The following is an 11,461-nucleotide window of genomic DNA, read 5'->3' as shown; positions in this document are numbered from 1 at the left end:
GGGGGGGGGGGGGGGTGGGGGGGGGGGCGGGGGCGGGGGGGGGGGGGGGGGCGGGGGGGGGGCCGGGCTGCACTGCGCCCCGGCGCCCGCGACCGCGACGGCGCCGCCCTCGGCGCCCCCGTCCACGGAGGCCCACGCGCAGGCGTCGGCCGGGACGAGCGCCGCCGCGCTCGCGGGCGCGCCGCACAGCCAGGCCGTCACGACCACCGCCAGGACGCGGGTGACCAGGGCCGATCCGGCCCGCTTCGATCGATGCACGACGGTGATCCTCGGCAGCGTCCGGCGCGGACACGCCCGGGCGGGTTGCGATTACTCCGATCGTGGGGCGCGGGGGCGCGCGAGGTTTGCCGGGCGTGCCGTCCCCCGTAGGAGTCAGAAATCTCGCGCCGTGTTGAACACACCCCGCGTCCGCGTCCGTATCCACGGTCATGCGCGGACCCGACCGGTTCCGGGCAACACCCAGAAGATCAGCGGGAGTTGACGATGAAGACCTCCTGGCGCAGCGCCTCGTTCGTGGCGACGGCCGCGGCCCTGCTGGCCCTGACGACGGCATGCGGTCAGGACCGGGGCGACGTGACCGGTACGAGCCAGAACGTGGGCGACGCGGCGCCCGCGCAGGGCGGTTACGGATCGGGCGCGGACGGCTACGGCTCCGACGGTTACGGCTCGTCGGGGGACACGGCCGCCAAGACCGAGTCCGCGGGACAGCTCGCCGTCTGGGACAGCAAGAAACTCGGCGGCGTCGTCACCGACAGCGCCGGGTTCACCCTGTACCGCTTCGACAAGGACACCGCGCAGCCACCGCAGTCGAACTGCGACGACGCGTGCCTCAAGGCCTGGCCGGCCGTGCCTGCCGACGGCGCGAAGGCGGCGCCCGGCGTCGACCCCTCCCTGCTCGGCGAGGTCACCGCCGCCGACGGCACCAAGCAGCTCACCCTCGACGGCTGGCCCATGTACCGCTACGCCAAGGACACCAAGCCCGGTGACGCCAAGGGGCAGGGCGTGGGCGGCGTCTGGTACGCGGCGGCGCCCGACGGCAAGAAGGCGAGCCCCGCGGCGGCCGCCCGCCCGGCGGACCTCAAGGGCCTTTCCACCCGCAAGGACCCGAAGCTCGGAGAGATCGTCGTCGACCGGGAGGGCAGGACCGTCTACCGCTTCCTCAAGGACTCCGCCTGGCCCATCAAGTCGAACTGCGTGGGCGCCTGCGCCGAGAAGTGGCCCGCCGTCGCGCCGGTCGCCAAGAACGACACCAAGGGCATTCCGCTCAAGGGATACATGACCTTCACCCGACCCGACGGTACGAAGCAGCAGACCCTGAACTGCTGGCCGGTCTACACGTTTTCCGGCGACAAGAAGCCGGGCGACACCAACGGCCAGGGCGTGGGCGGCACTTGGTACGCGGCGGCCCCGGACGGAAAGCCCGTCGGCGCCCCGAAGTGACCTTGGGGGCGGGGTCCGTGCGCTCCGCGAGCGAGGCACAGTAGAGTCGGCGGGGATTTGACGAAACGCCGGTCCGTTCCTCCATGGCCAGTGAAGGTCATGTGCGGGGAACGGGCCGGTTCCTTTTGGGTTGGGAAAGCGATGGTTTCGGGGTGATTTCGGGCTCTGTGCAATTGGCACGTGCCGCAGGCAGTGACCGAGAACGGACGGTCAATTTCCGTTTTGACTCGCTCCTTTGGCACCTGATCAGTAGCCTCAGCTCGAACACCGGCTCGCCTACGCCTTGGAGAGATTGATGGAGCGTCCTGCCTGGGCCCCGCAGGGCATCGACATCTCGGTGCCCAGCGTCTCCCGGATATACGACTACTACCTGGGCGGTTCGCACAACTTCGAGGTGGACCGGGAAGCCGCGCGCAAGGCCATGGAGTTCATGCCGGGCCTGCCGAAGATCATGCAGGCGAACCGGGCGTTCATGCGGCGGGCCGTGCGCCACGCCGTCGACGAGGGCATCACCCAGTTCCTCGACATCGGCTCCGGCATCCCCACGTTCGGCAACGTCCACGAGGTGGCGCAGAAGGCGAGCCCCGGCGCCCGCGTGGTCTACGTCGACCACGACCCGGTCGCCGTCGCGCACAGCCGCGCGGTCCTGGAGGGCAACGCGGACACCGCCGTCCTCTCCGCCGACCTGCGCAAGCCCCGCGACATCCTCGCCAGTGCCGAGGTGCGCGGACTGCTCGACCTCGACCGGCCCGTCGCCCTGCTGCTCGTCGCCGTCCTCCACTTCATCGAGGACGCCGACGACCCGTACGGCGCGGTCACCGAACTCGCCGAGGCACTGGCCCCAGGCAGCATGCTCGTCGTCACGCACGCCTCCTACCAGGGAATGCCCATCTCGCAGGAGCAGGCGGGCGGCACCGTCGGCGTCTACCGGGACACCGTGCGCAACCCGCTGATCATGCGCACGCCCGCGGAGATCGGCCGCTTCTTCGACGGGTTCGAGGTCGTGGAGCCCGGCATCGTGCCGATGCCGGTGTGGCGGCCCGAGACGGCGCCGGAGGACGAGGACCCGTACACCTTCGCGGGCTATGTGGGAGTGGGGCGCAAGGCGTGAGTGAAGAGCCGGGCGGACCGGAGGACAGACTGCGCAGGTTCGCCACCATCTGGAGCCGGGCCATCTACCCGGTGACGGCGACCTCGCTGACGCGGCCCGAGTTCGAGGACGAACTCGCGCCGCTCGCGCACATCCTGCGCGAGGCGCTCGCCGCACACACCCTGGACGCCGCGCGCGCCAGGGCCGTCGGCGCGGGCCTCGTCGAGGCCCACTGCACCGACCCGGACGCGCTCAGCCGCACCCTGGACGTGGTCGAGGCCTACCTGGTCCTCTACTGCGGCGAGGAGGCCGACACCCCGGGCCGCGAGGACGACCTGCGCGCCCGCTGCTCCCGGATCCAGCACGAGGTGGCCGCAGGCTTCGCGGCCGCGCTGCGCGAGCGCACCCGCGTCGAGCAGGAGGCCATCTCGCGGGCCGCGCTCGACGCCCGCAGCGCGGTCGCCGAAGCGTTGCACGCGAGCGAGGCCCGGTTCCGCGCGGTGTTCCACGGCGCCGCCATCGGCATCGGCATCGCCTCCCTCGACGGCACCGTCCTCGAGGTCAACGACGCACTGGTGCGGATGTTCGGCGGCAGCGAGAGCGTGCTGCGCGGGCGGAACACCACCGAGTGGACCCACCCCGAGGACGCCCCGCAGGTCTGGCACCTCTACCACGAGCTGGTACGCGGCGAGCGCGAGCACTACCGCGTCGAGAAGGCCTTCCAGCGGCCCGACGGCACCGCCCTGTGGACCAATCTGACGGTGTCGCTGCTGCGCGACGCCGACGGCGTCCCCCAGTACCAGCTCGCGCTGATGGAGGACACCACCGAGCGTCGGCTGCTCAATCTGCGCCTGCGCTACGAGGCCACCCACGACGCGCTCACCGGCCTGCCCAACCGCACCCTCTTCTTCGAACGCCTGGAGAAGGTGCTCGGCGCGGGCGAGGGAGCCCGCTTCGGCCTGTGCTACCTGGACCTCGACGGCTTCAAGACCGTCAACGACAGCCTCGGCCACGCCGTCGGCGACCGCCTCCTGGTCGAGGTCGCCGACCGGCTCCAGGCCTGCGCCACCGCGCCCGGCGAGATGGTCGCCCGGCTCGGCGGCGACGAGTTCGTCGCCCTCACCACGGGACCCGACACCCAGACCGAGGTCGACGATCTCGCGGGCCGCATCATGCACGCCCTCGCCACCCCGATCCGCATCGACGGCCGCGAACTCTCCGTGCGCGGCTCCATCGGCATCGTCGAGGGCCCGGCCGCCGAGCGCAGCCCCGCCGAGGTGCTGCGCAGCGCCGACATCACCATGTACCGGGCCAAGTCCGCGGGCGGCAACCGCTTCGAGCTCGCCGACCCGGAGGCCGACGCGCGCGCCATCACCCGGCACGGGCTCACCACCGCGCTGCCGGCCGCGCTGGACCGCGGCGAGTTCTTCATCGAGTACCAGCCGCTCGTGCACCTCGGCGACGGCAGCGTGCGCGGCGCCGAGGCGCTGGTGCGGTGGCTGCACCCGCAGCACGGGGTGCTCGGGCCCGACCGGTTCATCCCGCTCGCCGAGCACACCGGGCTCATCGTGCCGCTCGGCCGCTGGGTCCTGGAGGAGTCCGTACGGCAGGCCCGCGCCTGGCAGGAGCGGCACGCGGAGGCGGGGCCCCTGCGCATCAACGTGAACCTGTCGCCGATGCAGCTCACCCACCCCGGGCTCGTCTCCGACACCGTCGACATCCTGGAACGGGCCGGTCTCGAACCGGGCGCGCTGTGCCTGGAGGTCACCGAGTCCGCGCTCATCGGCGCGGACGACGACCTCCTCAAGCCGCTGCGCCGGCTCTCCGAGATGGGGGTCGACATAGCCCTGGACGACTTCGGCACGGGGTACTCGAACCTGGCGAACCTGCGGCGGCTTCCGGTCAACGTGCTCAAGCTGGACCGTTCCTTCACGCAGGGCATGCAGCAGTTCCCGGCCGATCCGGTCGACCTGAAGATCGTGGAGGGCATCGTCTCGCTGGCCCACAGCCTGGACCTCGCGGTCACGGTGGAGGGTGTCGAGACGGGGGCGCAGGCGGAGCAGCTCCGCGAGCTGGGCTGTGACACGGCTCAGGGCTGGTACTACGCGCGCCCCGGCCCGCCGGACCGTCTCCACGACCTGGCCCTGGCGGATGCCACGAGCTGACTCTGTCGGTTCGCCGGAATTCGTCCGCGGCCCCGGTGGGGGCTGGTCGCGCCCCGCGGCGGAGCCGCTGATGGACACAGCCCCGCGCCCCTGAGATGCATGGCGCTTAGCGCCGCATCTCCCCGATCAGAGGCGTCCGGCGCCTTTGATCTGGGGAAGCCGCAGCCTTCCAGGGGCGCGGGGAACTGCGCGAGAAGCCCCACCGGCCCGCGGCCCGAGACGAGACAAGGCGCCCCGAGCTCTCACGTGTCCCGCGCGAACAGAAGGCGCTGAAGCTCCCGCGCAGCCCGTGGCGGCGCCACATCGGACCGGTGCGCGAGCGCGATGGTCCGGTGCAACCCCGGCCGCGCCAGGGGCGTGACCCGAAGATCCGCCCCGGCCCGAGCCGCGACCATCCGCGGCACGACCGCGACCCCCAGTCCCGCCCGGACGAACCCCAGCACCGCGTCCATCTCGCCCCCTTCCACCGCGAAATCCGGCTCGAACCCCTCCGCCCGGCACGCCGCGACGGTGAGCTCCCGCAGGTCGTACCCGTGCCGGAACATGACGAGCCGCTCCCCCTCCAGGTCGGAGATCCGCACCGACGCCCGCCCCCGCCCGGGCCGCGGCGCGTCCGGTGAGGACACCACCACCAGCTCCTCCCGCAGCAGCTCAACGGTCGTCAGCGCGGGCGCCGGCGCCGGTAGCGGCAGCACGACCAGGGCCAGGTCCAGCGCCCCGCGCGCCAGCTCCCGTACGAGGTCGTGCGAACCGGACTCCTCGATGAGCAGCTGGATGCCGGGGTAGCGGTCGTGGAAGGCGCGCAGCACGTCCGGCAGCAGGCCCGTGCACAGCGAGGGCGTCGCCCCCAGCCGCACCCGCCCGCGCTTCAGCTGCGCCAGCTCCTGCACCTCGTGCCGCGCCGTGTCGGCGTCGGCGAGGATGCGCCGGGCCAGCGGCAGCAGCGCCTCACCGGCGTCGGTCAGCGTGATGTTCCCCCGCGCCCGCAGGAACAGGTCGACGCCGAGCTCCCGCTCGAGGGCGCGGATCTGCTGGGACAGCGAGGGCTGCGCCACGTGCACGAGCTCGGCGGCGCGCGTGAAGTGCCGGGTCTCGGCGACCGCGACGAAGTACTGGAGCTGCTGGAACTGCATGAACCCCAGGATAGTTCCCTGGATAGGCAATGCCTATGGAAATGAGGCGCACCATGTCTTGGACCGATCGGGTCCCCGGCCCCTACCGTCAGTGACATGGCTCTGGCAACACGGACGGACCGACGGCCGTCGATGACGCGCACGCTCTGGGACAGCACCGTCGGCAAGAAGACCGTGATGGCGGTCAGCGGCATCGTCATGCTGCTGTACCTGGTCGCCCACATGATCGGAAACCTCAAGATCTTCTTCGGCCCCGAGGAGATCAACCACTACGCGGTCTGGCTGCGCACCATGGGCGCCCCCGTCCTCCACCACGAGTGGGGCCTGTGGCTCGTGCGCGTCGTCCTCGTCGCCGCCGTCGTCGCCCACGCCACCTCGGCGTACCAGCTCAGCCGCCGCGACATCAAGGCGCGCCCCAGCAAGTACGTCCACAAGAAGGCCCGTTCGAGCTACGCCACCCGCACCATGCGCTGGGGCGGGATCATCCTCGGCCTCTTCATCGTGTGGCACATCCTCGACCTGACGACCGGCACCGTGCACCCGGGCGGCTACGAGCACCTCCACCCGTACCAGAACATCATCGACACGTTCTCGACCTGGTGGAGCAACGTCGTCTACATCGTCGCCGTGGTCGCCCTCGGCTTCCACGTCCAGCACGGGTTCTGGAGCGCCGCGCAGACCCTCGGCGTCGGCAGCCGCACCCGCGACCGGGTGCTGAAGACCACGGGCAACGTCCTCGCCGTACTGCTCACCGCCGGCTTCGTCGCCGTGCCCGTGGGCGTCATGACCGGATTGGTGAGCTGAAGACATGAGCACCTACGCGGACTACGCGACCGGCGAGCCGGTCGTCGACACCAAGGCGCCGGCCGGGCCCGTCGAGGAGCGCTGGGACAAGCGCCGCTTCGAGGCCAAGCTGGTCAACCCCGCCAACCGGCGCAAGCACACCGTCATCGTCGTCGGGACCGGCCTCGCCGGCGGCAGCGCCGGCGCCACGCTCGCCGAACAGGGCTACCACGTCGTCCAGTTCTGCTTCCAGGACTCCCCGCGCCGCGCCCACTCCATCGCCGCGCAGGGCGGCATCAACGCGGCGAAGAACTACCGCAACGACGGCGACTCGATCCACCGCCTGTTCTACGACACCGTCAAGGGCGGCGACTTCCGCGCCCGCGAGTCGAACGTGCGGCGCCTCGCCCAGATCTCCGTCGAGATCATCGACCAGTGCGTCGCCCAGGGCGTCCCCTTCGCCCGCGAGTACGGCGGCCTCCTCGACACCCGCTCCTTCGGCGGCGTCCAGGTCTCCCGCACCTTCTACGCCCGCGGCCAGACGGGCCAGCAGCTCCTCCTCGGCGCCTACCAGGCGCTCAGCCGGCAGGTCGCCGCCGGCAACATCGAACTGCACCCGCGCACCGAGATGCTCGACCTGATCGTCGTCGACGGCAAGGCCCGCGGCATCGTCGCCCGCGACCTCGTCACCGGCAGGATCGACACGTACTTCGCGGACGCCGTCGTGCTCGCCTCCGGCGGCTACGGCAACGTCTTCTACCTGTCGACGAACGCCATGAACAGCAACGCCACGGCGATCTGGCGCGCCCACCGGCGCGGTGCCCACTTCGCCAACCCCTGCTTCACCCAGATCCACCCCACCTGCATCCCGCGCACCGGCGACCACCAGTCCAAGCTGACGCTGATGAGCGAGTCGCTGCGCAACGACGGCCGCATCTGGGTGCCCAAGGCCAAGGGCGACACCCGCCCGGCGCACCAGATCCCCGAGGACGAGCGCGACTACTACCTGGAGCGCATCTACCCGTCCTTCGGCAACCTCGTGCCGCGCGACATCGCCTCCCGCGCCGCGAAGAACGTGTGCGACGAGGGCAGGGGAGTGGGCCCCGGCGGCCAAGGCGTCTACCTCGACTTCGCCGACGCCATCGAGCGCATGGGCCGGGGGGCCGTCGAGGCCAAGTACGGCAACCTCTTCGACATGTACCAGCGGATCACCGACGAGGATCCGTACCAGGTGCCCATGCGCATCTACCCGGCCGTGCACTACACGATGGGCGGCCTGTGGGTCGACTACGACCTGCAGACCAGCATCCCGGGCCTGTTCGCGATCGGCGAGGCCAACTTCTCCGACCACGGCGCGAACCGGCTCGGCGCCTCCGCGCTGATGCAGGGCCTCGCCGACGGCTACTTCGTCCTGCCGGCCACCATCAACGACTACCTGGCCCGGCACCCGCACGAGGACGAGATCGACGCCGACCACCCGGCGGCGCAGGAGGTCCTCGCCGAGACCGAGGACCGCATCAACCTGCTGCTCGCCGTCGACGGCGACCGCACCCCGGACTCCTTCCACCGCGAACTCGGCGAACTCATGTGGGAGTTCTGCGGCATGGCCCGCACCGAGGAGGGCCTGCGCAAGGCCCTCGACCGGATCCCGCAGATCCGCGACGAGTTCTGGCGCCGCATCAAGGTGCCCGGCACCGGCGAGGAGTTCAACCAGTCGCTGGAGAAGGCCAACCGCATCGTCGACTACCTCGAGCTCGCCGAGCTCATGTGCCTCGACGCCCTGCACCGCGCCGAGTCCTGCGGCGGCCACTTCCGCGAGGAGTCCCAGACGCCCGACGGTGAGGCCGCCCGCCGCGACGAGGAGTTCTCCTACGCCGCCGCCTGGGAGTTCACCGGCACCGGCACGGCGCCGGTGCTCCACAAGGAAGACCTCGTCTTCGAGTACGTCCACCCCACCCAGCGGAGCTACGCATGAAGCTCACCCTGCGCGTCTGGCGCCAGAAGAACGCCGACGCCGAAGGCGCCATGTCCACGTACGAGGTGGACGGCATCTCCAAGGACATGTCGTTCCTGGAGATGCTCGACACCCTCAACGAGGAACTCATCGTCAAGGGCGAGGACCCCGTCGCCTTCGACCACGACTGCCGCGAGGGCATCTGCGGCGCCTGCTCGCTCGTCATCAACGGCGACGCGCACGGCCCCGAGCGCACCACCACCTGCCAGCTGCACATGCGGTCCTTCCAGGACGGCGACACGATCGACATCGAGCCGTGGCGCGCCTCCGCCTTCCCGGTCGTCAAGGACCTGGTCGTCGACCGCTCGGCCTTCGACCGGATCATCCAGGCCGGCGGCTACGTCACGGCCCCGACCGGCGCGGCCCCCGAGGCGCACGCCACCCCGGTGCCCAAGCCCGACGCCGACTTCGCGTTCGAGCACGCCGAGTGCATCGGCTGCGGTGCCTGCGTGGCCGCCTGCCCGAACGGCGCGGCGATGCTCTTCACCTCGGCGAAGATCAACCACCTCAACGTCCTGCCGCAGGGCGCCCCCGAGCGCGAGACCCGCGTCCTGGACATGGTGGCGCAGATGGACGACGAGGGCTTCGGCGGCTGCACGCTCACCGGCGAGTGCGCCACCGCCTGCCCGAAGGGCATCCCGCTCTTCTCCATCACCAGCATGAACAAGGAGTGGCTGCGCGCCAACCGCAAGGTCGGCCGCTGACCTTCGCAGCAACGCACAGAACGTCCCGCGAACAGCGCGGGGTGGGCGGGACCGGGAGTGGTGCTCAAACCCCCGGTCCCGTCATCGCGTCGGGCCCCGGAAATCCCGGCGACGGCGCCGCCGCCCCGTCGGTACGCTGCGCGGATGATCACGCAGCACGGCCCGGCCCGCCACGAGGGGGACCTGGAGGCCCATCTCACCGTCGACGCCGGGGACGAGTCCGCCGTCGGACGCCTCGCCGACTGGGCCGCCGCGCACGGACTCGGCTTCACCCACATCGTCCTGGCCCGCGGCCACCACCCCTCCCAGCCCATGGTCACCCTCCGCGGCCACGGCCGCGCCGACGCCTGGCTCCGCACGACGGTGGCGGAGACCGCGGCCGCCCTCGCGCACGCCGGCTTCCCGGTCCTGCGGACCAAGGCGGAGACGAGCCCGTGGGCGTCCGGCGTCCCGCAGACCGACGCCGAGGCCCGACTCGCCCCGAGCCACCTCCACTTCGAGCACCACGTCAAGCTCCTGCTCCCGGCCGAGGCCGACCTGGACGCTCTCGCGGCCCGCGTCGTCACCCACGGCGCCCACCTCTCCCGCAATGCCCGCCGCATCAGACCCGATGGCATGCAGGAGCGCTTCGTGACCCAGCGCTGCCACGCGGTGGGCGCGAGAACGGCTCAACGCCGCCTGGAAGCCCTGCTGGCCGAGCTGCCCGACGCCCAAGTGGCGGAGACGGAACGCGAGTACGTGCTCCACGACACCCACCTGGACCTGGACGCGGGCTGGCTGGACGGCACCCCTGAAGTGGCGCACGAAGTGCGCACTTCAGGGTCGCGGGGAACTGCGCGACAAGCCCCCACCGGCCGCCCGCCCGCGACGAAGCGGCCGAACCCGAGCTCTCACGCCACCCCCGCTCCGGAGAGGAGCCCCGCATGAAACCCGACCCCTGGACCCGCGCCCTCACCCCGGGCGCCCCGATCCCCCACACCGCCCCGACCGAGCACAACACCCGCCCGGGCCACGCAGTGCCCCGCACACTCCTCCCCGCCCCCGAGGGCCTCACCCAGCCCGCGGTCTTCGACCCGGCGCTGACCCAGTACCCGAACGCCTACCGCGCGGGTGACCCCCGCTTCACCGACGACCGTGAGGCGAACACCTGGTTCCGGGCCCGCCGCACCGCCCTCGACCTCGTCCTCGCCGCCGTCGCGAGGACACCGCTCGGCGCCCGCCTCGTCCTGCGCGGCAGCGTGCTGATGGCGACCTGGTGCGGAGAGGAGGCCCGAGAGCCCGGCGACCTGGACTTCGTCGCGCCCGAGGGATGGGCGTTCGAGGGTCCCGAGGCCGCCGGACTGTTCCCGCAGATCGCCGCCGCGGCCGAGGCGGAGGCCGCCGCCTGGCCCGGCTCCCTGGTGTGGATCGACGCGGCCGGAGCGGTCACCGAGGACATCTGGACGTACGACCGGGTGCCGGGACACCGGCTCCTGCTGCCCTGGACGGCGCCCGGCACCGCCGGCGGCACCGTGCAGATCGACGTCGTGTACGACGAGCCGCTCGCCGAGCCCGCAATCCGCACGACCCTGAACCCGCTCGGCGACGGCCCGCCCAGCACCCTGCTGACCGTCGCCCCCGGTCTCTCCCTCGCATGGAAGATCGTGTGGCTGATCAGCGACATGCATCCGCAGGGCAAGGACCTGTACGACGCCGTGCTCCTCTCCGAACTGGGCCCCGTCGACTTCGACGTGCTGCGGGCGGCGTTCGTCCTGTCCGGCGACGTGCTGCTGTGCCCCGGCGGACGCTGGTGGCTCAACGAGATCTATGACTTCGCGAACGTGGGCTGGGAGCACTTCCAGGTCGAGTACCCGCACGTCACCGGCACGGTCGACGCGTACTACGCCCGGCTCGCCGCGGCCCTCGAACCGGTGATCGCCCGCGCCGAACAGAACGCGGACCTGCCCCCGTACGAGCGCTGGGCGCGCTGGCTGACCCCGCTGGTGGACCGGGTCCGCGCCACGGACCCCACCGAACCCGCCCGCGCGCTGGGCCGGCTCGCCGGGGCCGGGACGGCCGGGGCGCGGGCGGCCGGCGTGGGGGTGCGCGAGATCCGCGGCCGCGACAAGGGCACCCTCGAGGAGGGCGTGGCC

Annotated in this window: 9 protein-coding genes; 8 read left to right on the top strand and 1 reads right to left on the bottom strand. The window is 71.9% G+C overall.

Annotated elements, in window-relative coordinates; all coding sequences use genetic code 11:
* The first annotated feature begins 483 nt into the window (after positions 1-483).
* From ACFW9D_RS25830 to ACFW9D_RS25820, 3 genes are all read left to right on the top strand, one after another.
* The gene (locus ACFW9D_RS25830) at positions 484-1,440 is read left to right on the top strand and encodes an SCO0930 family lipoprotein (protein ID WP_384625337.1); all 957 of its coding nucleotides are present in this window, start codon (positions 484-486) and stop codon (positions 1,438-1,440) included.
* 295 nt (positions 1,441-1,735) lie between these two features.
* Positions 1,736-2,551, top strand: coding sequence for an SAM-dependent methyltransferase (locus tag ACFW9D_RS25825; protein ID WP_188335657.1), 816 nt, complete (start codon positions 1,736-1,738; stop codon positions 2,549-2,551).
* Positions 2,548-4,695: a bifunctional diguanylate cyclase/phosphodiesterase gene (locus ACFW9D_RS25820; RefSeq protein ID WP_188335656.1), complete on the top strand. Its 2,148-nt coding sequence runs from the start codon at positions 2,548-2,550 to the stop codon at positions 4,693-4,695. The genes ACFW9D_RS25825 and ACFW9D_RS25820 overlap by 4 nt, the downstream gene beginning before the upstream one ends.
* Before the next feature lie 242 nt (positions 4,696-4,937).
* Here ACFW9D_RS25820 and ACFW9D_RS25815 read toward each other — a convergent pair whose 3' ends face one another.
* Positions 4,938-5,828, bottom strand: a complete 891-nt coding sequence (locus tag ACFW9D_RS25815; RefSeq protein WP_188335655.1) for a LysR family transcriptional regulator — start codon at positions 5,826-5,828, stop codon at positions 4,938-4,940.
* Positions 5,829-5,960: 132 nt separating this feature from the next.
* Between ACFW9D_RS25815 and ACFW9D_RS25810 the strand changes: the two genes are divergently transcribed.
* The 5 genes from ACFW9D_RS25810 to ACFW9D_RS25790 form a co-directional block, all read left to right on the top strand.
* Positions 5,961-6,632, top strand: coding sequence for a succinate dehydrogenase (locus tag ACFW9D_RS25810; protein WP_188341173.1), 672 nt, complete (start codon positions 5,961-5,963; stop codon positions 6,630-6,632).
* 4 nt (positions 6,633-6,636) lie between these two features.
* Complete coding sequence (locus ACFW9D_RS25805; RefSeq protein ID WP_384625332.1) at positions 6,637-8,586, top strand: fumarate reductase/succinate dehydrogenase flavoprotein subunit; 1,950 nt, start codon at positions 6,637-6,639, stop codon at positions 8,584-8,586.
* Positions 8,583-9,329, top strand: coding sequence for a succinate dehydrogenase/fumarate reductase iron-sulfur subunit (locus ACFW9D_RS25800; RefSeq protein WP_188335653.1), 747 nt, complete (start codon positions 8,583-8,585; stop codon positions 9,327-9,329). Before ACFW9D_RS25805 ends, ACFW9D_RS25800 begins: the two co-directional genes overlap by 4 nt.
* A 144-nt stretch (positions 9,330-9,473) precedes the next feature.
* Positions 9,474-10,256, top strand: a complete 783-nt coding sequence (locus tag ACFW9D_RS25795) for a hypothetical protein (protein ID WP_384625329.1) — start codon at positions 9,474-9,476, stop codon at positions 10,254-10,256.
* Positions 10,253-11,461: nucleotidyl transferase AbiEii/AbiGii toxin family protein (locus ACFW9D_RS25790; RefSeq protein WP_384625326.1), on the top strand; the 1,209-nt coding region annotated here is incomplete at its 3' end. The genes ACFW9D_RS25795 and ACFW9D_RS25790, both read left to right, overlap by 4 nt.

It is taken from the genome of Streptomyces sp. NPDC059524 (genome assembly GCF_042749255.1).
Lineage (GTDB): Bacteria > Actinomycetota > Actinomycetes > Streptomycetales > Streptomycetaceae > Streptomyces > Streptomyces xanthii.
This window is presented reverse-complemented; position numbering and strand designations above follow the sequence as displayed.